At 71.5% G+C, this 23,269-nt stretch carries 22 protein-coding genes, 1 pseudogene and 1 riboswitch; of the genes and pseudogenes, 15 read left to right on the forward strand and 8 right to left on the reverse strand.

Going from position 1 to position 23,269, the window contains the following annotated elements; all coding sequences use genetic code 11:
* The first annotated feature begins 1 nt into the window (after nt 1).
* From INT49_RS02595 to INT49_RS02625, 7 genes and pseudogenes are all read left to right on the forward strand, one after another.
* Entirely contained in the window at nt 2-988 is a 987-nt protein-coding gene (locus INT49_RS02595; protein WP_193116163.1) for an NAD-dependent epimerase/dehydratase family protein, read from the forward strand.
* Nucleotides 989-1,027: 39 nt separating this feature from the next.
* Nucleotides 1,028-1,528: an SRPBCC family protein gene (locus tag INT49_RS02600; RefSeq protein ID WP_226849655.1), complete on the forward strand. Its 501-nt coding sequence runs from the start codon at nt 1,028-1,030 to the stop codon at nt 1,526-1,528.
* Nucleotides 1,529-1,662: 134 nt separating this feature from the next.
* Nucleotides 1,663-2,415 (forward strand): DUF899 family protein, encoded by a 753-nt coding sequence (locus tag INT49_RS02605; protein ID WP_193116164.1) that lies wholly within the window; start codon nt 1,663-1,665, stop codon nt 2,413-2,415.
* A 101-nt stretch (nt 2,416-2,516) separates the two neighbouring features.
* Nucleotides 2,517-3,836, forward strand: coding sequence for a sensor histidine kinase (locus tag INT49_RS02610; RefSeq protein ID WP_193116165.1), 1,320 nt, complete (start codon nt 2,517-2,519; stop codon nt 3,834-3,836).
* Nucleotides 3,824-4,465: a response regulator gene (locus INT49_RS02615; protein ID WP_193116166.1), complete on the forward strand. Its 642-nt coding sequence runs from the start codon at nt 3,824-3,826 to the stop codon at nt 4,463-4,465. Before INT49_RS02610 ends, INT49_RS02615 begins: the two co-directional genes overlap by 13 nt.
* A gap of 439 nt (nt 4,466-4,904) precedes the next feature.
* A pseudogene (locus INT49_RS02620) lies at nt 4,905-6,248 on the forward strand (HNH endonuclease); the annotation flags it as partial.
* Between the two features lie 298 nt (nt 6,249-6,546).
* The gene (locus tag INT49_RS02625) at nt 6,547-7,701 is read left to right on the forward strand and encodes an FAD-dependent monooxygenase (RefSeq protein WP_193116167.1); all 1,155 of its coding nucleotides are present in this window, start codon (nt 6,547-6,549) and stop codon (nt 7,699-7,701) included.
* Between the two features lie 11 nt (nt 7,702-7,712).
* Here INT49_RS02625 and INT49_RS02630 read toward each other — a convergent pair whose 3' ends face one another.
* Nucleotides 7,713-8,312, reverse strand: coding sequence for a class I SAM-dependent methyltransferase (locus INT49_RS02630; protein WP_193116168.1), 600 nt, complete (start codon nt 8,310-8,312; stop codon nt 7,713-7,715).
* 136 nt (nt 8,313-8,448) lie between these two features.
* On the opposite strand from INT49_RS02630, the gene INT49_RS02635 reads away from it, so the two are divergent.
* Both INT49_RS02635 and INT49_RS02640 read left to right on the forward strand, forming a co-directional pair.
* On the forward strand, nt 8,449-9,705 hold the full coding sequence (locus INT49_RS02635; RefSeq protein ID WP_193116169.1) for a glycosyltransferase: 1,257 nt from the start codon (nt 8,449-8,451) through the stop codon (nt 9,703-9,705).
* Nucleotides 9,702-10,484 (forward strand): PIG-L deacetylase family protein, encoded by a 783-nt coding sequence (locus INT49_RS02640; RefSeq protein ID WP_193116170.1) that lies wholly within the window; start codon nt 9,702-9,704, stop codon nt 10,482-10,484. Before INT49_RS02635 ends, INT49_RS02640 begins: the two co-directional genes overlap by 4 nt.
* 25 nt (nt 10,485-10,509) lie before the next feature.
* Here the strand turns inward: INT49_RS02640 and INT49_RS02645 are convergent, their stop codons facing one another.
* Together INT49_RS02645 and INT49_RS02650 are read right to left on the reverse strand one after the other, a co-directional pair.
* Complete coding sequence (locus INT49_RS02645) at nt 10,510-11,232, reverse strand: endonuclease/exonuclease/phosphatase family protein (protein WP_193116171.1); 723 nt, start codon at nt 11,230-11,232, stop codon at nt 10,510-10,512.
* 2 nt (nt 11,233-11,234) lie between these two features.
* On the reverse strand, nt 11,235-12,290 hold the full coding sequence (locus tag INT49_RS02650) for an ADP-ribosylglycohydrolase family protein (protein WP_193116172.1): 1,056 nt from the start codon (nt 12,288-12,290) through the stop codon (nt 11,235-11,237).
* 74 nt (nt 12,291-12,364) lie between these two features.
* Here INT49_RS02650 and INT49_RS02655 point away from each other — a divergent pair, with 74 nt between their 5' ends.
* From INT49_RS02655 to INT49_RS02680, 6 genes are all read left to right on the forward strand, one after another.
* Nucleotides 12,365-13,180 carry a hypothetical protein gene (locus tag INT49_RS02655; RefSeq protein ID WP_193116173.1) on the forward strand — a complete coding sequence of 272 codons (816 nt, stop codon included), beginning with the start codon at nt 12,365-12,367 and terminating at the stop codon, nt 13,178-13,180.
* Nucleotides 13,181-13,261: 81 nt separating this feature from the next.
* Nucleotides 13,262-15,316, forward strand: coding sequence for a M13 family metallopeptidase (locus tag INT49_RS02660; RefSeq protein ID WP_193116174.1), 2,055 nt, complete (start codon nt 13,262-13,264; stop codon nt 15,314-15,316).
* A 25-nt stretch (nt 15,317-15,341) separates the two neighbouring features.
* Nucleotides 15,342-15,908 (forward strand): hypothetical protein, encoded by a 567-nt coding sequence (locus INT49_RS02665; RefSeq protein WP_193116175.1) that lies wholly within the window; start codon nt 15,342-15,344, stop codon nt 15,906-15,908.
* A gap of 43 nt (nt 15,909-15,951) precedes the next feature.
* A riboswitch (TPP riboswitch) is annotated at nt 15,952-16,059 on the forward strand.
* 48 nt (nt 16,060-16,107) lie between these two features.
* The gene (locus INT49_RS02670) at nt 16,108-16,689 is read left to right on the forward strand and encodes an ECF transporter S component (RefSeq protein ID WP_193116176.1); all 582 of its coding nucleotides are present in this window, start codon (nt 16,108-16,110) and stop codon (nt 16,687-16,689) included.
* On the forward strand, nt 16,667-18,817 hold the full coding sequence (locus INT49_RS02675; RefSeq protein WP_193116177.1) for an ATP-binding cassette domain-containing protein: 2,151 nt from the start codon (nt 16,667-16,669) through the stop codon (nt 18,815-18,817). Before INT49_RS02670 ends, INT49_RS02675 begins: the two co-directional genes overlap by 23 nt.
* Before the next feature lie 36 nt (nt 18,818-18,853).
* Nucleotides 18,854-19,267, forward strand: coding sequence for an ankyrin repeat domain-containing protein (locus INT49_RS02680; RefSeq protein WP_193116178.1), 414 nt, complete (start codon nt 18,854-18,856; stop codon nt 19,265-19,267).
* Between the two features lie 28 nt (nt 19,268-19,295).
* On the opposite strand, the gene INT49_RS02685 is transcribed toward INT49_RS02680, so the two are convergent.
* The 5 genes from INT49_RS02685 to INT49_RS02705 form a co-directional block, all read right to left on the reverse strand.
* On the reverse strand, nt 19,296-19,811 hold the full coding sequence (locus tag INT49_RS02685; RefSeq protein ID WP_193116179.1) for a GNAT family N-acetyltransferase: 516 nt from the start codon (nt 19,809-19,811) through the stop codon (nt 19,296-19,298).
* 101 nt (nt 19,812-19,912) lie between these two features.
* Complete coding sequence (locus tag INT49_RS02690) at nt 19,913-20,953, reverse strand: alpha/beta fold hydrolase (RefSeq protein WP_193116180.1); 1,041 nt, start codon at nt 20,951-20,953, stop codon at nt 19,913-19,915.
* 9 nt (nt 20,954-20,962) lie between these two features.
* Nucleotides 20,963-22,018 carry an Fpg/Nei family DNA glycosylase gene (locus INT49_RS02695; protein WP_193116181.1) on the reverse strand — a complete coding sequence of 352 codons (1,056 nt, stop codon included), beginning with the start codon at nt 22,016-22,018 and terminating at the stop codon, nt 20,963-20,965.
* A complete protein-coding gene (locus INT49_RS02700; protein WP_193116182.1) occupies nt 22,018-22,506 on the reverse strand; it encodes a ribose-5-phosphate isomerase in 489 nt (162 codons plus the stop codon). The genes INT49_RS02695 and INT49_RS02700 overlap by 1 nt, the downstream gene beginning before the upstream one ends.
* An 80-nt stretch (nt 22,507-22,586) precedes the next feature.
* Nucleotides 22,587-23,210 carry a mycothiol-dependent nitroreductase Rv2466c family protein gene (locus INT49_RS02705; RefSeq protein WP_193116183.1) on the reverse strand — a complete coding sequence of 208 codons (624 nt, stop codon included), beginning with the start codon at nt 23,208-23,210 and terminating at the stop codon, nt 22,587-22,589.
* Between the last annotated feature and the right edge of the window lie 59 nt (nt 23,211-23,269).

Genomic DNA, 23,269 nt, shown 5'->3' on the forward strand with positions numbered 1-23,269 from the left:
CATGCATCACCTCGTCATCGGAGAAGGACAGATCGGCCGCGCGATCATCGAGCAGGCCCTGACGGACGGCGACAGCGTCACCGTGCTGCGACGCAGCGAGATCGCCCCCACCCCCGGCATCGATCGGGTCGCGGGCGATGTCCTCGATCGCACCGCCCTCACCACAGCCCTCGCCGGGGCCGACGCCGTCCACGCCAGCTTCCACGCCGCCTACGACGCCCGCGTCTGGCGCCGTGACCTGCCGCCGCGCGAGCTCGCCGTGCTCGATGCCGCCGCCGACCGCGGCATCCCCGTGGTCTTCCCGGAATCGATGTATGCGTTCCAGGGCGGGGCCTCGGATCTCGCCGAAGGGGCGGAGCACACACCGCTGGATGCGAAGGGCGAGGTGCGCGTCGCGCTGCTCGAGCAGCGCCGTCTCCACACCGCGCGCACCCTGAGCCTCGTCGCGTCGGACCTCGTGGGCCCGACCGCTGTGGGCACCGGCGCCGCCGTGGCCAGTGCGATGGTCATCGAGCGCATCGCCGCCGGGCACCGACCGATCGTGGCGGGCGCTCCCGACGCCCCGCACACGCTCACCCACATCCCTGACCTCGCCCGCGCGATGCTCCACGCGGCACGGCACGCCGAGCGCCTCGCCCCGACCGGGGACGCGGTTCTCCACGCTCCGTCGGCCGCAGCACGCTCCCAGCGGGAGCTCATCGCCCTCGCCTCGGACCTGCTGGGCCAGCCGGTCCGTCGGCCGCTGCGGATCCCGCTCGTCGCCCTGCGCGCGCTGTCCGGGGTGGTCACCTTCGCCCGGGAGCTGTCCGGCATCTCGAAGCTCTGGTACGAGCCCTCGGTGCTGCAGCCCGGCATCCTCACCACCCAGGAGGGCCTCGAGCCGACGCCGTGGCCCGAGGCCGTGCGGGTCACGGCAGAGCGTGCCGTGGCGGTGACGTCCGGGACCGCCACAGCGCAGACCTCCTCCAGCGCTCCTCTGGCCTCCTGAAGCGGCCGCCCGAGGGAGGCGACTGCTAGCGTCGCGGCCATGAACGAACACACCGGGACCCCAGCGGACGCAGTGACCACGGAGGACTCCGTGGCTGAAGAGGACTCCGTGGCTGCAGAGAACACTGCGACCCCCTCGGGCGGCAGCGACTCGCGCCACCTCGACGTCGTCATCGAGCGCCCCTGGCGGGCCGTCTACGAGTACGCGAGCGATCCGCGGAACCTCCCCCGCTGGGCCGCCGGCCTCGCCGGCAGCGAGGTGCAGCGCGAGGTCTCCCAGTGGTCGATGAACTCCCCGATGGGGCGGGTGCTGGTCAGCTTCGTACCGGAGAACGAGTACGGGGTCCTCGACCACACCGTCACTCTCCCCACCGGCGAATCCGTGCTGAACCCGGTGCGGGTGCTGCCGCTGGACGACGAGCGCTGCGAAGTCGTCTTCACCCTGCGCCGAGGAGCGATGTCCGACGCGGAGTTCGCCGACGACGCCGCGGCCGTCGCGGAGGACCTCGCACGGCTGAAGAGCATTCTCGAGACGAGCTGAAGGCAGCTTGGATCTCCGGCGCGGCCCAGCCATGCGCACGACGCGACCCTGGCGGCGCGCTCCGTACGGGACTACCGTGACGAGCGAGCTACCGAGACGTACAAGGACAAGCCGCCCCGATGGAGGAAGTCGCCATGTCCGACCGTGCCAGCACTGACGCCGCGCAGCCCACATCCTCGACGCCGACAGAGCCGATCGACCAGCTCGCGAGCCCCAAGGCCCACCAGCCCGCCGCCGCACCACCCGTCGTCGGCCGCGAGGAGTTCGAGAAGGCCCTCGAGACCCAGGTGATCGCGGAGAAAGAGGTGACCCGAGCGAATGACCGCGCCGCCGCCGCGCGGCGCCGCCTGCCGATGGTCGAGGTCCCTGACTACGAGTTCACCGGCGAGGACGGCCCTGTACGGCTGTCGGAGCTGTTCGCCGGGCGCTACCTCCTCCTGGTCCAGAACGTCATGTACGGCTCCGACTGGGACGAGGGCTGCCCGAGCTGCACCTGGGCGGTGGACAACCTGCCGGCGAACATGGGCCGCATGGACGAGGAGGAGATCTCCTTCGCGATGATCTCCGAGGGCCCCATCGACAAGCTCCGCGCCTGGCGCGCGAAGCAGGGCTGGCCGCACACCTGGGTCTCGTCGGCCGGAACCGGCTACCACGAGGACTGGGGATGGACCCTGACCAGCGAGGACGGCAGCTATTCGGGCCCTGTCCCCGGCTATTCGTACTTCCTGCTGCGTGACGGGAAGGTCTATCTCACGTATGCGACCTATGCCCGCGGCACGGAGGCGATCCTGCCCGTCGCGCACATCATGGACCGCACCGTCTACGGCCGCCAGCAGGACTGGGAGGACTCCCCCGCCGGATGGCCCCAGTACCCCACCTATGGGTGAGCCGACCCGTTCTGCACAGCGAGCAGATGTCGGGCCAGCCCGACAATTCCTGACCGGGTGACAGGATGGGGCCGACGACGGTCCGACGACAGAGTTGAGACATGAACACCATGACCATGACCCCACCTGTCGAGGTCCCTCCCGCCCAGCGCTGGTCCATCGGCCGCTGGGCGGCACGGATCGGCCGCGTCCTGCTCTACGTCGTCATCTCCTTCGTGCTCGGGACCCTCGGGTTCAGCGTGGTCCTCACCCTGCTGGCCGCCGGAGCGGGCACGGCCGTGATCTGGATCGGGCTGCCGATCCTCGTCGGCGCCGTGCTGACGGCCCGCGGCTTCGCCGCCGTCGGCCGCGCCCTCGGCTCCAGCCTGCTCGGCGTGGACCTCCCGACCCCGACACCCAAGCAGGCACCGGAAGGTGCCGGATGGGGTCGCCGCCTGGTCACCCCGCTCACCGATCCCCAGTCCTGGCTCGATGCGCTGTGGATCCTGGCGAACTTCCTGCTGTCCCTGATCACCTTCCCACTCGCGCTGCTGTGGACCCTCGGGTCGATCGCCGTCGTCGGCGGCCCCGTCTCAGCACTGGTCCTGGATCGCACACTGCCGGACGCGGACAACAGCGGTCTCGGCGAGTTGTTGGGGTTCACCGGCCAGTCCGCCCTCGGCGTCGACATCGGCCTGCAGTTCGCGGCCGGCCTGTTCTTCCTGCTCACCGTAGGCCTGGTGATGCGGGGACTCGGCGCCGCCCACGGCGGGCTCGCCCGCGGCCTGCTCAGCTCTCGCCATGAGACGCAGCAGCGACTGGTGCGCACGCAGGAGTCCCGCGCCGCCGGGCGCACCGCAGAGTCCACCGCGCTGCGCCGCCTCGAGCGCGACCTGCACGACGGCCCACAGCAGCGCCTGGTCCGGGCCACGATGGACCTGGCCCGAGCCGAGTCCCTCGCCGCCGAGAATCCGGAGAAGGCCGGTGAGGTGATGCGCGAGGCCCGCGAGCAGCTGGGCCTCACGCTCGATGACCTGCGTCGGCTCTCGCGCGGCATCGCCCCGCCGATCCTCGTGGACCGAGGCCTCGCCGCCGCGCTCACCGAGCTCGCCGCCATCTCGCCGCTGCGCACCACCATCGAGTCCCCGGACCTGAAGCTGCCCGAGCATGTCGAGATCGGTATCTACTACGTGGTCTCGGAGTCGCTCACGAACGCCGCGAAGCACTCCGGGGCGCAGGAGATCCACGTCGAGGTGACCCGGATCGGAGATGATGCCCGAGTGAGAATCGAAGATGACGGACACGGAGGCGCCGAGCTGCGCACCGGCGGCGGACTGGCCGGGCTGGCCGGCCGGGTCGCCTCTCTCGAGGGCACGTTCCGCGTGACCTCCCCCCAGGGCCACGGCACCCGGGTGGAGGCGGTGATCCCATGCGCATCGTGATCGCCGACGATTCCGCGCTGCTGCGCGAAGGCCTGAGACTGCTGCTCGAGGACGCCGGGCACGAGGTGGTGGGAACCGCCGCCACCGGCACCGAGCTGGTGGTGCGCGCCCTGGAGATCCGACCGGACCTGGTGATCTCGGACATCCGGATGCCACCGAGCCATACCGACGAGGGACTGCGCGCCGCGCAGGAGATCCGCCGATCCTGGCCCGAGGCCCCGATCGTGCTGCTCAGCCAGTACGTGGTGGTCAGCTATGCGACCGAGCTGATCGAGACTGGCGAGAGCGCCACGGGATACCTGCTCAAGGATCGCGTGTTCGACATCCGCTCGTTCCTGGAGTCGATCGAGCGCGTCGCCGCCGGCGGGGTGGCGATCGACCCGGACGTGGTGGGGCAGGTGATCACCTCGCGCCGGCGCACGCCGCTGGACGACCTCACCCCTCGCGAGCGCGAGGTGCTCGAGCTCATGGGCGAAGGCCTCACCAACGCCGGGATCTCCGAGCGGCTGTTCATCAGCGGTGGCGCGGTGGAGAAGCACACCCAGCGGCTGTTCGCGAAGCTGGGCCTGAGCGAGGGCTCGAGCGTGCACCGACGGGTCACGGCCGTGCTGACGCTGCTGGGGCAGTGACCCCAGCGTCCGCGACGCCCTCCGATCGGGTCGCTGCTTAGCGTGCCCGGGGTGACCCGCGGTTCGGCCGCGGGTCATTCTTGAGGACGACTCGTGGACTGTTCCCGGGACCTACTCGGGTCATTCTTTCCTCCCCACCCGAGGTTATCCACAATTCCCTGAAAACCCGTGTCGAGAAAAGTACCAACTTCTCCGGTCGGCACAATCGGCGCCTGAAACACACAGATGCATACACGAGTCGCAGACGTCACATTGGTGCAGGCAGATGCCGAAATTGTCGACCCTGGCACCGTCGAACACCTATCGGGACACTCCGTGCGACGCGTCGACCTTTCCTCCACACACCTCCTTTATCCACCACGTCATCCACATCTCTCGCGTCATCCACATTTTCACTCGAGCACTTCACTCTCGAGGCGGGAACATCTACGCTCGAGAAATGGATGAGCGACCCGCAGGAGACCAGCACGACGAAGAGCCCGGATCGGGCGATGCTGCGTCGTCCGGCGATCTCCTGTGCGACATCGCCGCCCATGTCACCGCCCTCGACGCGAGTCCCGGAGCCCGGACCCTTCTCGCCGAGATCCTCGCGGCCACGCTGCAGGCCTTCACCCGGACCACCTCCGTCCGGGACCCCCTGCCCGCCACGGCGCCGCACTCTGCGGAGGAGTCGCTCGCGATCCTCGGCGGACTCGATCATCTGCGATCGTCGCTGGCCGCCATCGAGGCCACCTGGCAGGTCCGCGCCGAGCAGAAGATCCGTGAGGCAGACCGCCGTGAAGGAGCCCCGGCCTCCGTCCAGGGGAAGGGTGCCGCCTCCGAGGTCGGGATCGCCGGCCGGGTCTCCCCGGCGTCGGCGTCCTTCTCCCTCGCGTCTGCTCGCAGATTGGTGCAGCACCTGCCGGGCACCTTCGGCCGGCTCTGGGACGGGCGGCTTCCGGTCCGTCAGGCTGTCACCGTGGCGAGCACGCTCGCCACCGCGGATCCGGAGACCTGCGCAGCCATCGACAAGATGATCAGCGAGGACCCGCTGTTCTTGGCCGGGAAGGGTGACCGTCAGCTGCGGTCTGACCTCCAACGCATGATCCAGCAGCTGGAGCCGGAGAGATCCCGCGATCGTGCCGAGCGCGCGGCCCGCGCCCGGCACGTCACGATGACGCCCCTGGCCGACGGTATGGCCCGTGTGAACGCGGTGCTGCGGGGTGTCGACGCGGCCGGTCTGATGAAGTCCTTGCAGCGAAGCGCGGAGTCCTTGCGCGCCGCAGGGGTGAAGCACTCCGTTCCCGCACTCGAGGCGGACCTCCTCGTGGGCGCCGTGCTCGAACGCTCCGACCCGCCGTCCCCCGACGCGGGGCGCGCTCACAGATCACCGGGTCTCGAGCTCGGCATCGTCATCACGGACACTGCGCTGCTGGGTCGCGACAACGAGGCCGAATGCGCTCAGCTCGAGGGCTACGGCACGATCCCGGCCCACATCATCACCGACACCCTGCGCGGCACCCCGCCGGGCTTCCTGCGCAGCTCCGGCGACGATCATCCCGACGAGGAGGTCAGTGTCTTCTACCGCCGCCTCTACACCTCCCCGAGCACGGGCGATCTGGTGGGGATGGAGTCTCGGGCCCGAGCGTTCCCGGCAGGGCTCGCGCGGATGATCCGGTGGCGCGACGTCACCTGTCGCACTCCCTGGTGCAATGCGATAATCCGCCAGATCGACCATGCCCAGCCGCATCATCGCGGCGGCCCGACCAGCTATGCCAACGGGCAGGGGCTGTGCACACGATGCAACCTCGCCAAGGAGCTCGGGCTCTGGACGCTGACCCCCTGCGGCCCGTCCCTGGCTCCGGCCTCCCCTGCAACCGGCTGGTCCTGGAACAGCCCCCACGGCGCGCACGGCCTCTCCCCGGGGTACCGTCTGGTCGACCGGCGGGAACCAGCCAACGCCCCGCCACCGGCGGACCCGTCGGCCATGATTCCTCCGACCGAGAACCCCGACCCGCCGAATCCCACAGTAGGGTCAGGACCCTCTGAGCCGCCGGAGAGCCCCCCGGCTCCCGTCGCCGCCTTCTACCGAAGGGAATCCCATGTGTCGGCCACAATCGATCCGGATCCTGGGCGCCGGAGTGGCAGGGCTCGCAGCCGCGATCGCTCTCGCCGAGGACGGCCATCACATCGAGCTGATCGACGAGCGATTCGAGATCCCCTCCGTAGGGACCTCCTTGGGGATGTTCGCCTCCGCGCAGAGCGCGATGGCCCGGCTCGGGGTGCTGGACGACGTCCGGAACGCCTCGATCGCACCGCGCCGAGGGGTCATCTACGGCCAGGACGGCCAGGCGATCGCCACCCTCCCTGCCGGGGACGCCCTCCTCCTCGCGCGGTCCGACCTCGTGCAGATCCTGCGGGACGCCGTGCCGGAGTCCGTCCAGCAGGTCCGGCGGCGGATCGAGGACGTGCGTCCGCTGCGCGCGGGCGTCGACCTGCTCATCGGCGCCGACGGCGTGCATTCCCTGGTGAGGCGCTCAGGCTGGCCGGGCCGCCAGTCCGCGCGCACTCACGGCATGACTGTGCTGCGGGGCACGGCAGACATCGCCCCGCCGGAGATCTCCGAGACGTGGGGCGGCGGATGGCTGTTCGGCATCACCCCGCTCGCTGGCGCGACGTTCGCGGACACGACCGCGACCGCGACCACAAGCACGAGCACGAGCACGAGCACGAGCACCAGCACGACAGGTACGAATTGGTTCGCCTGCCTCCCGGAGCATCGCGCCCCGTCGGTCCATGCGGACCTGGCCCATCTGCGCTCGGTGGTCGGAGGTCGACGTCCGGCGATCGATGCCGTCCTCGCTGCAGCACGCCCCGAGTCGACCCTGGTCCACGGGCTCCACACCACGCCGCCGGTGCATCCGGTACGGGAGAACGTCGTGCTGCTGGGCGACGCCGCCCTCGCGATGGCTCCGAACCTCGGCCATGGTGCGAACACGGCGCTGCAGGACGCGGTCGCCCTCGCCACAGCTCTGCGGAACGCGTCGGCCGGCCGTGCAGGATCGAACTCGGCCACCCTGAGCGCTGCCCTCCGCGCCTATGCCCGCAATCGCGCTCTGCCGGGCCACGCCTGGAGGATCGGCTCCGCCCTCATGCTTCGCACGGCGATGATGGACGAGCACGCCGGACTCCGCGACCGGGCGGTGCAGGCCGCAGGGTCCCTGGCGCGCAGGCGCGCTGAGGCGCTGAGGCGCTGAGGCGCTGAGGGTCAGCCCAGCTTCCGGGCGAGGGTCGTGATGACGTGCCAGTGCTTCTTGTCCGCCAGGAAACGGCCGTCCTCATCGCGCACCGTGCGGTCGATGATCTGGAACCCGCGGAACATCGCGTCGATCTCGTGCAGCGGGAGGGTCGCGATATCGGGACGGTCTGCCCAGGTGTCGTTGGTGCCGAACAAGTCCACGGCCATCACGCCGCCGCGAGGGAGCGCCGCGACCAGCTTCGTCCAGGTGCTCGCCAGGGCGTCGCGTCCCAGCAGGCCGAGGGTGTAGGTCGAGTAGACGATCTGCGCGGTCGGGAATTCGTCGACGTCGCCGATATCGACATGGTGGAAATCCACCGAGCCGCTCATCCGGTCGTTCTCGACGAGGCGACCGGCGATGGTGTCATCGGTGTCATAGGCGTGCACGGTCCAGCCGCGTCGCGCGAACTGCAGGGAATCCGCTCCGGCACCGGTACCGAGGTCGAGGACTGTGCCGGGTTGTCGATCGCCACCAGCCGCAGCGATGGCTTTCGCCACGAGACGGCGAGCAGGACGGCCCGCCGCGTGGACGTTCAATGCAGCCCAATCCACTTTCTCCGCCGTATCCATGCTCCTCAGGCTGGACGACCATTAGCCCGGTTTCAACTTGCCGTGACGCAGGACGCCCTGTGTTTCGTCACGGGCGAACATCAGGCGCTCCCAGGTCACTCCCTCAGCACCCCAGCGCGCCGCCTAGGATGCTCCCATGCCTGTCGTCCCCTTGCGCATCGCCGCGATCTCCCTGCACACCTCGCCCCTCGAGGAGCCCGGTGGCGCCGACGCCGGCGGGATGAACGTCGTGGTCCTCGAGCAGACCCGAGCGCTCGCTCGGCTCGGTCATCAGATCGACCTGTTCACCCGTCGTCGGGATCCCGACGCTCCCGCCGTGGTCGAGGTCGAGCCCGGCATCCGCCTGCACCATCTCGACGCCGGCCCGGCGCGGCCGATCGCCAAGAGCGCGATGGAGCAGGCGATCGGCCCCTTCCGCGATGCCCTCGGCTCGGTGCTCGCCGAGAGGCACTACGACCTGGTCCACTCCCATCACTGGTTCAGCGGTGTCGCGGCGCTGCCGGTCGCCCGCGAGCTCGGGCTCCCCCACCTGCAGTCCTTCCATTCCGTCGCCGCCCCGGACGGTGCTGAGGGGCTCGACGCCGGTGAGCCGGCGGAATCCGTCGGCCGCATCCCCGGCGAGCGCTTCGTGGCCCAGGGTTCCGACCTCGTGGTCGCCGTCTCCGAGGCGGAGGCGCGCACCGTCGCCGAACGCTACGGCGTTCCCGGTGATCGCCTCACCGTGGTCCGGCCCGGCGTGGATGTGGATCGCTTCCGTCCCTGCGAGGACGTCGACGCCCGCCGTGAGCGCCCCACCCTGCTGTTCACCGCTCGGCTGCAGCCGCTCAAGGCCCCTGACCTCGCCCTCGAGGTGCTCGCCCATCTCGACCCCGAGATCGGGGCACGTCTGGTGCTCGCCGGCGGCGTCTCCCAGGACTTCGAGGACTACCTCGCAGAGCTCCAGGACCGGGCCCGCGAACTGGGCCTGGAGGACCGCGTCGAGTTCGTCGGCTCGCTGGGGCGCGACGAGCTCGCCGAGGCGATGCGCTGCGCCGGCGCCCTGCTGCTGACGAGCTGGTCGGAGACCTTCGGCCTGGTCGCCCTCGAAGCACAGGCCAGCGGAACCCCGGTCATCGCCTGGCGCTGCGCCGGCGGGGTGCAGGAGGCTGTCGGCCCGGAAGGGATCGTGCTGGGCAGCCGTGACCCCGATGTCTGGGCCGAAGCGGTCCAGAATCTGCTGGCCGACGCCGAGACCTATGGCAGCGCCGTGCGCTCCGCCCGCGAGTTCGCCGCCTCCCGCACCTGGGACGCCGCCGCCGAGACCCTCTCCGCGCTGTACACCAGCGTGCTCGACTCCAGCGCGATCACCACGTCTGCGGTCGATTCCGACCCCGCCGCTGGAGGCACCGCATGACCACCGAACCCTGGACGCTCCTCGAGGCCGCCACCACGGTTCTCGCCGTGCACGCCCATCCGGACGACGAGTCCCTCTCCACCGGCGCCCTGCTGACCTCGCTCGTCGGCGCCGGCACCCGGGTGGAGCTCCTCACCGCGACCCGCGGCGAGGAGGGGGAGGTCGTCCCCGGCTCCGTGCCGCCCGAGGACACCCGTCCGCTCGAGCTGGTCCGCGAGGCGGAGATCGACGCCGCCACCTCGATCCTCGGGATCTCGGCCCGCTTCATGCTCGGCACCGCGCCAGCCCTCGCCGCCGACGCCGCTCCGCGCACCTATCGCGACTCCGGCATGCAGTGGATCCGCGAGGGGCTCGCCGGCCCCTCCGAGACCGCCGGCGCCGACAGCTTCACCCATCGGCCCCTCGAGGAGGCCATCGATGACCTCGCCGCCCTGATCCAGGAGCGTCGGCCCGATGCCGTCATCGGATATGACGACGAGGGCACCTACGGGCATCCCGACCATGTGCGCGCCCACCACGTCACCGCCGCGGCCTGCGCGCGCACCGCGACGCCGATGGTCGAGGTCTCCAGCGCACCGGACCCCGCGCCGGACGCCGGATTCGTCTGGCGCGACCACCAGGGCGTGGCCGACGTGGTCCGTCGCGCCGTGGACTCGTACCGCACCCAGCTCACCGTCGTCGACTGGGCCGACGCGGAGAAGACGGGCATCTCGATCCGTCACGTCGGTGGTCAGGACGACGTCGTGCTGCTGCGGACGGGGCTACGTGTGCGGGGGTGAGCTCAGCGTGCGGGAGTGAGCGCTCTCAGAGAGTGATGTCCAGCAGCGTCGGCCGGTGATCCGACGCCCCGGACAGCCGCTCCTCGTCGACCCGCCGAGTCGAGGTCACCGCCCGCGCCTCGCGCACCCTCACCCCCGGCGTCGTGAGGATGGCGTCGATGCGTCGCACCGGCTCGCGGGCCGGGAAGGTGTGCTCGCTCTGCGGGGCCGGATCGGTCAGCAGCGGCTCGAGCGAGGTGCGGGCAGGCCCGTCGGCCGTCTCGTTGAGATCCCCGCCCACGATCGCCGGCGCCCCCGCCCCGCGCACGAGCTCCGCCAGGTGCGCGGCATGGCGCAGGCGGTTGTCCTGCTGGAGTGCCAGATGCGTCGAAGAGACCATCACCGAACCACCGCCGGGCACCGAGAGCCGCACCGCAGCCACCCCGCGCGGGTAGGTCGAGTTGAGGTCCGTCACCGTCTGCTGGACCGCGTGGGCCCCCCGACGGATGACCTGCGCGGCCACCTCATCGGTGGCGAGGATCGCGAGGCCGCGGCCCCCGAACCCTCCCAGCAGGATCCTGCGGTCGATCTGCCGCGCGAACCAGGACAGGCGCGTGGTGGGCAGCACGAATCGAGGCGCCTCCTGGACCAGCAGCACGTCGGGCTCGAGGTCCTGCACCGTCTCGATCAGAGCCGGCAGATCCCCGCGCAGCTCCCAGAGATTCCACGAGACGATCCGCAGATCCCACGGGCCCGATGTGCTCAGCATGCTCAGTCCTCGTCATCCGCCGGCGCGGTCAGCGATCCGAGCAGCCGGTCGATCAGGCCCCTGAGCTCGTCGGTCTCGTAGCCGGGCCAGCCGAACAGCACGCGGCGCCATTCCGGCGGCACGGCCTTCGGGCCCAGGGCAGCACCGATCAGGGCCCCGGTGATGCATGCGACCGTGTCGGTGTCGTAGCCGGCGCGGGCCGCGGATTCGAGCGCCGCGACCAGCGTGTCCCGCTGGGCGAACTTGTCCTCGGGAAGCGGCATCACCCCGGCGATGGCCGCCCAGGACGCCTGGAACGCCCCCACCACCCAGCCGTTGCGACGGAAGAACGCCGGCGTGCCCCGCTCGGCCTCCTCGATCCGCGAGGTCCACAGATCCCGGCGCTCCGGGCTCAGTCGCTCCAGGCCCCGACGGACATCGATCTCGCCGGTGAGGACCGCGTGACGCACCGCGAAACCCCACAGCATGCAGGCCTCGGTCGCGTCGGGATGGACGTGTGTCAGACGACACACCGCGTCGATGCCCGCGGCCGCGTCGTCATCCGAGGCCAGCAGATAGGGCATCACCGCGGCGTGGGTGCGCATGAGCGAGCCGTTGCCCGCCGAGGCCTCCAGATCCTCGTACGCCGAGATCGCCGCGGCGCGGAAGTCGCGGGCCCGCGGGGCGTAGTGGTCCTCGATGCGGGCGCGATCGGCAGCCCGACGGATGACCTGCGAGGTGAGCGCCCCGATATCGGGAGTGCCCAGCGACCAGGAGTACCACTCGCGGGCGATCTGGTCCTGCGCGGACTCGACCCGCAGGTCATGGCGATCCGACGCCGAGACAGCAGCCTCCAGCACCACGATCGCCATCGACGTGTCGTCCGTCCACTCCCCCGGTTGCCACTCGAGGATGCCGCCGCCGATCATGTCGATGTCCTCGGACTCGACGACCGGGGCCTGGAACTCATAGGGCGCGCCCAGGGCATCCCCGGTGGCCGCGGCGATCACGGAACCGGCGGCGCGCCGGCGCTGCTCAGGGGTCAGGCCCGTCTCCGTGTGCGGTGCGGCATTGATCATCACCTGATCATCGTTCCACACCGCGCTGGGGCTCCCTGACCCCAGTACCCTGGTGAGGACTTCGAAGGAGCTCCATGACCGACACCCCCGGCACCCCCGGATCCACCGATCCGCACTGCGCCGATACCCATGCCGATCCGCATGATCACACCGGGCACGACCACCCGCCCACCGGGGCAGACCTCGTGCGGGACCTCGTCAAGGGTCTGTCGGTGCTCGCCCTGGTGATTCCCGTGATCGGGGTGCTCCTGCTGATCGCGATCCTCCCGTTCGCGCCCACCAGCCCGGTGGTGCTCCTGCTCGGCATCGCGCTGGGCGCCGCCCACCTCGCCTCCCTCGTCGCGACCAGCCTGTTCGTGGCCCGCACCCGCAAGCAGCTGGCCGTGAACCCCGGCCTGCTCGCCGTGCGCAGCGGGGTCGAGGAGGCTCTGCGCCTCGCGGCCGTGCTGCTGGCGCTGCTGCTCTGGCCCGGCGACATCCGCGCCGAGCTCGGCGTGTGGATCGGCGCCGGCGCGGCCCTGGTCTGGGTCGCCCTCGCAACCGCCCAGACCGTCTCCACCAGGCGACGCATCGCCCGGCCCTCGGACTGGTCCAAGGAGGCCGTGTCCACGCTGCTCAGCGAGCGCGTGGGCGCTCGCTCGACCGTGGTGATGCGCCTGCTGGACGTCGTCGGCACCGTCGCCTTCCAGGTCGGGGCGACGGTTCTGGTGATCCTCTCCCCCGTGCTGGTGATCGGCACCGCGGTGCTCTCGATCGCCTCGGGCCTGTCCACCCTGGTGCTCCAGCGGCGGTCCCCGGCGGAGCGCGCCCGCACCCCGTGGGCGTACGCCCCGCTCGCGATCGGGCTGCTCACCCTGGCGCTGGGATCGCTGGGCCTGATCACCCTCTGATCCCTCTCTGACCCGAAGTTCTCTGACCCGTAGTTCTCAGACCTGTACTTCTTCCACCCCTCGACCACGCAGGAGCCGATGATGACCGCTGCCCCCACCGATCCGACCCGCTCGGGACTCGCCCTCACCGAGGTCGACGCCGACATCCGCCTTCAGGACGACCTCTTCGGCCATGTCAACGGCCGCTGGCTGGCCACCCACGAGATGCCCGCCGATCGCTCGAGCGACGGCGCCTTCCACCAGCTGCGGGACCTCTCCGAGAAGCGGGTGCGCGAGATCATCGAGGAGGCCGCCGCCGACCTGGGCGGCGACTCGAGCAGCGATGCGGGCAGTGAGGAGGGCAGCGACGAGAGCAGCGACGGAGTGCCGCGCACCGACCATGCCCGCGTCGGCGCCCTGTACCGCATGTTCATGGACACCGAGGCGATCGAGAGCGCCGGCATCGCCCCGCTCGAGGAGCTGCTGGCGACGATCGGCGCGAGCTCGGACCTCGCGGCCATCACCCGCACCATGGCCGCCCCGGATTCCGGTGCCAGCGCCCTGCTCGCGTACGTCTGGACCGACGACCACGACTCCACCAGCTATCAGGTGAAGCTCCACCAGGGCGGTCTGGGCCTGCCGGACGAGTCCTACTACCGCGAGGAGCACTACGCCGAGATCCGGGAGGCCTACATCGCCCATCTCGCGAACCTCGCCGCTCTCGGCGGTCTGCCGGGACGCGAGGGTCTGCTCGCCGGGGACGCCGCCGCCCTCGCCGCCGCGGTGATGGACTTCGAGACCCGCCTGGCCGCCTGCCACGTCGATGTGGTGCGCCTGCGCGACAGCGAGAAGTCCTACAACCCGATGGACGCCGCCCAGCGCCGCGAGCTCGCCCCCACCTTCGAGTGGGACGCCTTCGTGGAGGGCACCGGCGCCCCGGAGTCGGCCTTCGAGATCGTCTCCGTGGGCCAGCCGGAGTTCGTCTCCGCCGCCTCCGAGCTGCTCGCCGGCGAGGACCTCGACGTGCTGCGCACCTGGCTCGCCGTCCACACGGTCTCCGGCTACGCGCCCTACCTGCCCACCGCCCTCGTCGAGGAGGACTTCGCCTTCGCCGGCCGGGTGCTCTCCGGCGCCGAGGAGCTGCGCGAGCGCTGGAAGCGCGGCGTCTCCTTCGTGGAGGGCGCCGTCGGCTTCGCCGTGGGCAAGGAATACGTGAGCCGCCATTTCCCGCCCGCCCACAAGGAGCGCATGAGCACGCTGGTCGACGCCCTCATGGACGCCTACCGCAGCTCGATCCAGCAGCTGGAGTGGATGACCCCGGCGACCCGCGAGAAGGCGCTCGCGAAGCTCGAGAAGTTCACCCCGAAGATCGGCTACCCCGACTCCTGGCGCAGCTACGACGGCTTCGAGATCGTGCCCGGCGACCTGGTCGCCACGGTGCGCGCCTCGCGCCGCTTCGACGCCGAGTTCGAGTACGCCAAGGTGGGCGGCCCGATCGACGAGACCGAGTGGCACATGACCCCGCAGACGGTCAACGCGTACTACAACCCCGGCCGCAACGAGATCGTGTTCCCCGCCGCGATCCTGCAGCCGCCCTTCTTCGACGCCGAGGCCGAGGACGCCGTGAACTTCGGCGGCATCGGCGCCGTGATCGGCCACGAGGTGGGCCACGGCTTCGACGATCAGGGATCGAAGTACGACGGCGACGGCAACCTCGCCTCCTGGTGGACGCCGGAGGACCGCGAGGCGTTCGACGAGCGCGCCGCGACCCTCATCGCCCAGTACTCCGAGCTCTCCCCGCGCGAGCTCGACGACTCCCATCGCGTCAACGGAGCGCTCACCATCGGCGAGAACATCGGCGACCTGGGCGGTCTGTCCATCGCCGTGAAGGCGTACGTCGCGACCGCCGGCCCCGACGCCCCGGAGCTCGACGGCTTCACCGGCCTGCAGCGCGTGTTCCTGTCCTGGGCCACCGTGTGGCGCGGCATGAACCGCCCGCAGGAGGGCATCCGTCGCCTGGCCGTGGACCCGCATGCGCCGATGGAGTTCCGCTGCAACACGGTGGTGGGCCACCTGGCCGAGTTCCATGAGGCCTTCGACGTGCGCGAGGGCGACGGGATGTACCGCGCCCCTGAGGACCGGGTGACGATCTGGTGATCATCGTCCTCCCGACGGGCGCACTGTGAGGCCCGACGCCCCGTTCTACGTCGGCACCACCCGCCCCTCCCGGATCGGGTGGACCCGCATCGGGCTGACGGTGCTGGCCGGCGTGATCGCCACGCTGCTGATGTCCTCGCGCAGCAGCGTGGCGGCCGGCCTGCTGATCGCGTTCCTGTTCGCCCTGCTCACGCTGTGGACCTGGATGGGTCAGCATGCGCGGTTCGTGGTCGACGAGCGTGGTCTCACCGTGAGCCTCGGCGGCTTCCTGCCGCGCAAGCCCTGGCCGCTGGCGGACTTCCGCACCGTGCAGTACCGCACACTGGGGGCCTCCACGGTCGGAGTGACGCTCGGCGGGTACGGCTGGCGCCGGGGCCGGGCGTCCGCGTCCACGCCTGCGGAGCTCAGTCCCGTCGGCAGCCGGAAGATCTACACGACCGGCCAGGCGCAGCAGCCGTACCGGTTGATGGTGACCCGGGCGGGCACGATGGTCGAGATCGTCGGACGCTCGGGCACGAACTACGTGATCTCCCCCGAGGACACCGAGGCGACCGCCGCCGCGATCGACCAGGCGATCCGCGCCCGCCGGTGACACGATCCGCTCCCGCCGCCGAGACGGCTAGACTGTCGGGGTCATCCACTGACAGGGGAGCACCGCCACGGTGCTGAGAGTGCGCGAACCTGCGCAGACCCTCGAACCTGATCCGGCTCGCACCGGCGTAGGGAGTCGGGACATCCGCGCGGGGCCACCGGTCCTGTGCGCCCCTTCCGTGCAGATGGAAGGAGAAGTGATGACGCGTTTCCGCACCCTCGACCTGATGGTCACCGTGCTGATCGGGGCGGCCTTCGGGGTCGCCTATCTGGGATACGGGCAGCTGTACACGCTGATCGGTCCGTTCACCGCCGCCTTCAAGCCGGCCGAGGGGCTGCTCGCCGGGATCTGGTTCCTGCCGGGCATCCTCGCCGCGCTGCTCGTGCGCAAGCCGGGCGCCGCTCTGTTCGCCGGGCTGCTGGCCGCGGTGCTCTCGATGCTGCTGGGCAGCCCGTGGGGCTGGGGCACCGCGATCTCCGGGCTGATGCAGGGCGGCGGCGTCGAGCTCGCGTTCCTGCTCACCCGCTATCGGCGCTTCACGCTCCCGGTCGCGATCCTCGGCGGGCTGCTCGCCGCCGTCCTGGAATGGGGCTGGGAGAAGGTCATCTACTACCCCGAGATGAGCTGGCCGTTCTCCCTGGCCATGCTGGGGGCGTTCCTGGTCTCCGGGGCGCTGCTGTGCGGTGTGCTGGGCTGGGCGGCATCCCGCGCCCTGGCGGCGACCGGCGCGGTGGACTCCCTGCCCTCCGGTCGTGAGCATGCCCGCATCGCCGAGGCCTGAGACGGAGAGCTCGCCGATCTCCCCGATCACCCCGATCGCTCCGGTATCGCTGGACGGCCTCACCTGGCGCCCGCTCACCCGGCGGGAGCCGACGATCGCTGGGCTGGATCTCGTGATCCCTGCCGGCCAGCGCGTGCTGCTGGCCGGGGCGAGCGGGAGCGGCAAGTCGACGGTGCTGCGCGCCCTCGCGGGTCTGCTGGACGAGGAGACCGGCGAGGGCAGCGAGCTGGTCCCGCCCCCGCGACGGCCCGGCGAGCGCGGACTGCTGCTGCAGAACCCCACCCATGCGCTCGTGGCCGCGACCATCACGAGGGATGCCGCCTTCGGACCGGAGAACGCCGCCCTGGACCGCCCGGAGATCCACCACCGCGCCGAGGACGCCCTCGCGTCGGCCCGGGTCGATCTGGATCCCTCCCGCGCCCCGCTGGATGTCAGCGGCGGACAGCAGCAGCGCATCGCCCTGGCCGGGTCGCTCGCGCTGGGTCCCGATCTGCTGCTGCTCGACGAGCCGACGAGCATGCTCGACCCCGCGACCGCACAGGAGGTGCGCACGGCGATCCTCGAGGCCGCCGAGGGCCGCACCCTCGTGCTCGCCGAGCACCGCATCGAGCCCTGGCTGCCCCACGTCGACCGGCTGGTGGTGCTCGGCGACCAGGCCCGGATCCTCGCCGACGGGGACCCGGAGGAGGTGCTGCGGGAGCGGCGGGAGGTGCTCGTCGAGGCGGGGGTGCTGGTCGAGACGGAGGCGCTGGAGGACGTCGCGACGTCGGCTGCACCGCAGCACGGGGCCCCGGCAGAGGCTCCAGACGGTGCTCCGGTGGCGTCACTGCACGGGGTGACGGTGCCGCAGCACGGCCTCCGCACGCCGGTCGATCTAGCGGTCCACGCCGGGCGGTTGACCGTGCTCACCGGTCCCAGCGGGGCGGGCAAGACGACTCTCCTGCGCACGCTGCTCGGGGCAGGTGCCCCGGAGAGCGGCACCGTGGCCCGCCCGCCGCGCGAGAAGATCGCGTCGGTCCCCCAGGACCCCGAGCACTCCTTCGTCGCCACCGCTGTGCGCGGCGAGCTGCTGGCCTCCCCCTGGGCGAACGACGAGAAGCTGGCCGACGAGCTGCTCGAACGCGCCGACCTCGCCCATCTCGCCCGGGCCCATCCCTCCCGGCTCTCCGGCGGAGAGCAGCGCCGCGTCGCGATCGCCGCAGCCCTGGCTCAGCAGCCGTCCCTGCTGGTGCTCGACGAACCGACGGTGGGGCTCGACGCCCGCCGCCGACGCGCCGTGCTGGACCTGCTGGACGAGGCGAGCCGCCGAGGCTGCGCCGTGCTGGTCGCCACCCACGACGCCGAGCTGATCGCGCGGGCCGATGACCACCTCGAGCTGCCGGGCTCCGCGCAGGATGAGCTGCCCCCGGTCCCCCGCCGACGGATCCCGGCCGACGCCCTGAACCCGCTGACGCTGAGCCTGATCGGGATCCTCGCCGCGATCGGCTCCTTCGCCGTGCACAGCTGGCAGGGCGGGCTGCTCTCCCTCGTGCCGATCGTGCTGCTGGCGCCGCTGGCCGTGCGCTCGGTGCGAGGCGCGGCGCTCCGGCTCACCCCGATCCTGCTCTCCGCCGCGGGCCTCGCCTGGACCACGGCCCTCCTCGGTGATGCCCCCGCGCTGTCCGGACCGGCCTGGCTGCTGGGCCTGCGGGAGGCGGCGCGGATCACGGTGTTCGTCGCCCCGGGAGTGCTGGCGCTGGGCAGCGTCGAGGCGACCGCCCTCGGGGACGCCCTCGGCGGCCGCCTGCGACTCCCCGCCCGGCCGGTCGCCGCCGCCGTGGTCGCGCTGGTCCGCGCGGGGCACCTGGGCCGGCAGTGGGAGATCATCCTGCGCACCCGCATCCAGCGCGGGCTCGGCTCCGCGGCCTCCCCGCGGCTGCTCGCGAGCGCGACCCTCGCCCTGCTGGTGGTCACGCTGCGCGGCGCGGAGCAGCAGGCGCTCGCGATGGACGCCCGCGGCTTCGCGACGGCGACGCATCGCACCTGGGCGGAGCCCAGCCGGTTCGGCCGGGCCGACGTGCTCGGTCTGCTGCTCGCGATCGGACTTCTGGCGTGGCCGCTGCTGGCCGAGCTGCTCGTCACCCGCTGAGGCGACACGGCCCTTTGCTCGCCGTAACCTGGGACGATGACCGAGAACTCAGAGGACGCCATGCCCGAGGACGAAGCCGTCGTGGCCCTCGCCCAGTCGATGCTCGATGCCGCCCGGAACGGGGACTCCGCGCAGCTGCTGCCGGTGATCGACCAGGGTGCCCCGGTGGATCTGCGCGACGGCGACGGCAACACCCCGCTCATGCTCGCGGCCTATCACGGGCATGCGGAGCTCGTGCGCGAGCTCGCAGCCCGCGGCGCCGACGTGGACCTGGCCAACGACCGCGGTCAGTCACCGCTGGCGGGCGTCGCCTTCAAGGGCCATACCGCCGTCGCGCAGGTGCTGCTGCAGGCCGGGGCCGACGCCGACCTCGGTGCCCCGAGCGCCCGTGAGACCGCGCAGTACTTCCAGCGCGCGGAGATCATCGCGCTGCTCGAGCAGGCCGGCTGACGCTCAGCCGTTCGGTGGCGGAACGCCCTCAGTCGTGCGGGTGGCGGAACACCATCGGCACGTGCTCGATGCCGGCCTCGAGGAACACGGGGCCGACGGTCTCGAAGCCCATCCCCTGGTACCAGGTCTCGAGGTAGGCCTGGCCGTCGATGTGCACAGGCTGCTCCGGGGCGAGCTGCGCGGTGAGGTCGAGGGCGGCGCGCATGATGCGGCGCCCGAATCCCGCGCGCCTCTCCTGCGCCCGCACCGCCATCCGGCCGATACGCATCGACCCATCATCCTCGCGCAGCACCCGCACGTGGGCGACCGGCTCCCCCTCCAGTCCCGCGGCGTCGGCGTCGGGGCCCGGCACCTCGATCCACAGCAGGGCGGTGGTGGGCTCCAGGTCCCGACCGTCGAGGTCCGGGTCGGTGGCCTTCTGCTCGATCGAGAAGACGTCCTGGCGCAGCTTGGCCAGGAGGTACAGGGTGCGGGGGTCGATGCCGGCGACTGCGGACTGCTGGAGCCGGAGGCGGGTATCGGGGGTGCGAGATGCTGCGGTCATGGCGACACGCTACGGGACGGACGGTCACGGAGCGGTCTCGCAGCGGTCTCGGGAAGAAGCATCGAGATGCTCGTGACAGCAGGTGGGCACGCTGCTCCCGCTCAGGCGTTCTGCGCGACCAGTCGTGTCATCGCCGCGCGCCACTCCTCCACCATGCGCGGACCCCCATGGCCCTCATCCTCGATCATCACCAGCTCGCTGCCCGGCCATGCCCGGTGCAGCTCCCAGGCGGTGAGCGCCGGGCCGGAGACGTCCCGTCGTCCGTGGATCAGCACGCCCGGGATCCCGGCCAGACGGGACATCCCGCCCAGGAGTCCGGAGCCCGGCTCCGCGCCCCAGCGCACCGCCCAGTCGGCGACGAAGCCGTCGTGCGCCCAGTAGTGGGTGACCAGCCGGGCGAAGGCACGACGCTCGATGCGCTGCTGCTCGTCGGCAGGCGTCTGGGGGCTCGAGCGCTCGAGCGCGCCGGTGCCGATCCGGATGTGCTCGTCCTCCCAGGTCATCCAGGCCTCCGCGGCGGCGTCGACGAGTGCGGGGTCAGCGTCAGGACCGTCTGCGCAGAGCAGCTGACGATAGGCCTCGACCAGGCGCTGCTCCGTGCCCCGACGATAGGGGCCGTGCCGCTCGGCGAACGTCGCCAGGGCGTCCCAGCCCTCCGGGAAGACGGCCCCGATCCCCTCGGTGATCCAGTCCACCTCACGACGGCTGGTGCTGGTGACCGCGAACAGCACCACGCCGAGCACCCGCTCCGGATGCGCCTGGGAGTAGGCCAGCGCCAGGGTGCTCCCCCAGGAGACGCCCTCGACGATCCAGGCGGAGATCCCGAGGTGCTCACGCAGCAGCTCGAGATCGGCGACGAGGTGCGCAGTGGTGTTCGCCCCGAGGTCCACCGCCCCCGATATCCCGGCCGACGGGGTGGAGCGCCCCGCGCTCCGCTGGGAGAGACCGATGATCCAAGAGCGGTCCGCCGGGGCGCTGCGCCGGTAGCCGGGGCTCAGGCGGCCGCCGGGGCCGCCGTGGAGGTAGAGGACGGGCACGCCGTCGCGGTTCCCGCTCTCCTCCCAGAAGATCTCGTGGCCGTCGCCGACGGCGAGCAGACCCTCTGCGAGGACGGGAAGGGGGTCGGTGCCCGAGGAGCTCATCCGAGGAGTCTACGGACGCGCGGGCAACGCCCAGGTCGCCGCCGGATGCTCCCGGGTCCAGGTGGCCCGGCGCGTGCGGACGCTCTGGCAGCGGGGGCACCAGAACACGGTGCGGGCGGCCATGTCGGCGCTGCGGATCACCGTGCCGCACGCACGGCAGGGCAGGGTCTGGCGGTGGTAGACGTAGAACGACTTCTCGCGCGGGACCACGTCGGGGTCCTCGTCGCCGTTCTGGCGGGTGCCGCGGGAGCGCTCGAGGATCCGCGCCTCGATGTCGCGGTGCTCGGGCTGCGTGGTGACGATGCGGCCGGTGCGCGCCCCGTACTCCATGAGCGGCACGAGATCCTCCCAGATCCCGTCGACCATCCCGCGGGTCAGGTCGCGGCCGGGGACCGTCGGGTCCAGCCGGGCGCGGAACAGCACCTCGGCGCGGTAGATGTTGCCGATCCCCGCGACGACGTCCTGGTTCATCAGCAGGACCCCGATCGCGGTGCGGGAGGCGAGCACCCGGTCCACGAAGCGGCGGGGGTCCGCGTCGGCCCGCAGCGGATCCGGTCCCAGCCGGTCGATCACCGCCTGCCTGCCGGCGGCGTCGACGACCTCGCAGGCGGTGGGGCCGGTGAGATCGGCGATCCCGTGGGCGCCGGCGAGCCGCAGGCGAGTCGTCGGCCGCGGCACGATCCGGCGCCAGTCCGAATCGCCGCCAACGCCATCGCCGTCGGCCCCGCCGTCGAGCCCCTCCTCGCGCTCCCCGACCCGCACCCGCGGGGCGCCGATCGCATGCGCCGAGGAGAACCCCTCGTCGCCGGCGAAGGTCCACGAGCCGTACAGACCCAGGTGCACGCGCACATAGCGGGTCACCGGGGCGCCGGGATCGACGGAGGCGTCCGGGACGAAGGCGAGGAAGAGGTGCTTCCCCACGGCCTCGGCATCCGCGAGCACCCAGCCGTCGAGGTCCGCCGCCTCGGAGAACCTGCCCTGCGGGCTGGACGTGCGGACCCTCTGATCACCGAAACCGGCCCGCAGCGCCGCTGCGAGCCGGTGGACGGTGTGCCCCTCGGGCATCAGGCGCCGGTGGGCGCGGCTGCGGAGTCGGACCCGTAGCCGCCGGTCTCCTCGTAGCGGGCCATGAGGTCGATGCGGCGCTGATGGCGCTCCTCGCCGGTGAACGGCTCGGCGAGGAAGAGGTCGATGAGCGACTCCAGCTCGTCCTCGGAGTGCTGGCGGGCGCCCACGGAGATCACGTTGGCGTCGTTGTGCTGACGGGCCAGGCGGGCGGTGTCCTCGTTCCAGACCAGGGCGGCGCGCACCCCGGTCACCTTGTTCGCAGCGATCTGCTCGCCGTTGCCGGAGCCGCCGATGACGACCCCCAGGGAGCCGGCATCCGCCACGACCGCCTCGCCCACATCGGTGCAGAACGGCGGGTAGTCGTCGAGGGCGTCATAGGCGTGGGCACCGTGGTCGGTGACCTCGTGGCCCTTGTTCTGCAGGGCTGCGACCAGGCGGTTCTTCAGCTCAAAGCCGGCGTGGTCGGTACCGATGTGCACATGCATCAGGAGAGGTCTCTTTCTCTGGGGAGGATTCGGGCGGGATCAGCAGGCGGCGGGATCAGCCGGCGATGGGATCAGCAGGTTCAGCTGAAGTCGACGCCGCCGGTGCGGGAACGCTTGAGCTCGTAGAAGCCCTCGAGGGACGACAGGGTCTCCAGGGCGTCGAGGAGGCGGCCGGCGTCCTCTCCCTTGGGCGCCGGGGACACGACGGGGCCGAAATAAGCTGTTCCCGCATCGCCGAAGGAGATCACCGGGGTGCCGACCTCGTCGCCGACGCGGGAGATCGCGCCGTCGTGCGAGGCGCGCAGGGCCACATCGGTCGCGTCGCCGGCGACCGGCTCGTAGGCGCCGATGAGCTCGGCGGGGAGCTCCGCGGCCTCGAGGGCGGCGACGGCGACCGCGCGGCGGTCGTCCTGCTGACCGCCGACGTGATACCGCTCACCCCAGGCGGTGTACCAGCGCGCGAAGGCGTCGGAGCCCTGGGTGCTCACGATCTCGACCGCGAGCCGTGCCGGACCCCAGGAATCATCGAGCATCCGGCGATAGCCCGCGTCCAGGTCGCGGCCCTCGTTGAGCACCGAGAGCGACATGACCGAGTAGGTCGGAGCGATATCGCGCACCGTCGCGGCCTCGAGCAGCCACCGGCTGGTCATCCAGGCGAAGGGGCAGACGGGATCGACGAACAGCTCGACAGCACGTGCACTCACGGCAGGTTTCCTTCCCTCGGGGCAATGACGGGACCATTCTCTCACCGCCCTCGGAGAAA

The sequence above is a fragment of the Brachybacterium tyrofermentans genome (assembly GCF_014897585.1).
Lineage (GTDB): Bacteria > Actinomycetota > Actinomycetes > Actinomycetales > Dermabacteraceae > Brachybacterium > Brachybacterium tyrofermentans.

Bases quoted from the DNA above. Each gene is read 5' to 3' on its own strand.
- INT49_RS02645 (WP_193116171.1), bottom strand. From the start codon at position 11,232: ATGCTGAGCACATCGGGCCCGTGGGATCTGCGGATCGTCTCGTGGAAT.
- INT49_RS02600 (WP_226849655.1), top strand. From the start codon at position 1,028: ATGAACGAACACACCGGGACCCCAGCGGACGCAGTGACCACGGAGGAC.
- INT49_RS02670 (WP_193116176.1), top strand. From the start codon at position 16,108: ATGACGCGTTTCCGCACCCTCGACCTGATGGTCACCGTGCTGATCGGG.
- INT49_RS02605 (WP_193116164.1), top strand. From the start codon at position 1,663: ATGTCCGACCGTGCCAGCACTGACGCCGCGCAGCCCACATCCTCGACG.
- INT49_RS02695 (WP_193116181.1), bottom strand. From the start codon at position 22,018: ATGCCCGAGGGGCACACCGTCCACCGGCTCGCAGCGGCGCTGCGGGCC.
- INT49_RS02700 (WP_193116182.1), bottom strand. From the start codon at position 22,506: ATGCATGTGCACATCGGTACCGACCACGCCGGCTTTGAGCTGAAGAAC.
- INT49_RS02685 (WP_193116179.1), bottom strand. From the start codon at position 19,811: ATGACCGCAGCATCTCGCACCCCCGATACCCGCCTCCGGCTCCAGCAG.
- INT49_RS02615 (WP_193116166.1), top strand. From the start codon at position 3,824: ATGCGCATCGTGATCGCCGACGATTCCGCGCTGCTGCGCGAAGGCCTG.
- INT49_RS02690 (WP_193116180.1), bottom strand. From the start codon at position 20,953: ATGAGCTCCTCGGGCACCGACCCCCTTCCCGTCCTCGCAGAGGGTCTG.
- INT49_RS02650 (WP_193116172.1), bottom strand. From the start codon at position 12,290: ATGATCAATGCCGCACCGCACACGGAGACGGGCCTGACCCCTGAGCAG.
- INT49_RS02630 (WP_193116168.1), bottom strand. From the start codon at position 8,312: ATGGATACGGCGGAGAAAGTGGATTGGGCTGCATTGAACGTCCACGCG.
- INT49_RS02660 (WP_193116174.1), top strand. From the start codon at position 13,262: ATGACCGCTGCCCCCACCGATCCGACCCGCTCGGGACTCGCCCTCACC.
- INT49_RS02610 (WP_193116165.1), top strand. From the start codon at position 2,517: ATGAACACCATGACCATGACCCCACCTGTCGAGGTCCCTCCCGCCCAG.
- INT49_RS02675 (WP_193116177.1), top strand. From the start codon at position 16,667: ATGCCCGCATCGCCGAGGCCTGAGACGGAGAGCTCGCCGATCTCCCCG.
- INT49_RS02625 (WP_193116167.1), top strand. From the start codon at position 6,547: ATGTGTCGGCCACAATCGATCCGGATCCTGGGCGCCGGAGTGGCAGGG.
- INT49_RS02595 (WP_193116163.1), top strand. From the start codon at position 2: ATGCATCACCTCGTCATCGGAGAAGGACAGATCGGCCGCGCGATCATC.
- INT49_RS02635 (WP_193116169.1), top strand. From the start codon at position 8,449: ATGCCTGTCGTCCCCTTGCGCATCGCCGCGATCTCCCTGCACACCTCG.
- INT49_RS02655 (WP_193116173.1), top strand. From the start codon at position 12,365: ATGACCGACACCCCCGGCACCCCCGGATCCACCGATCCGCACTGCGCC.
- INT49_RS02680 (WP_193116178.1), top strand. From the start codon at position 18,854: ATGACCGAGAACTCAGAGGACGCCATGCCCGAGGACGAAGCCGTCGTG.
- INT49_RS02640 (WP_193116170.1), top strand. From the start codon at position 9,702: ATGACCACCGAACCCTGGACGCTCCTCGAGGCCGCCACCACGGTTCTC.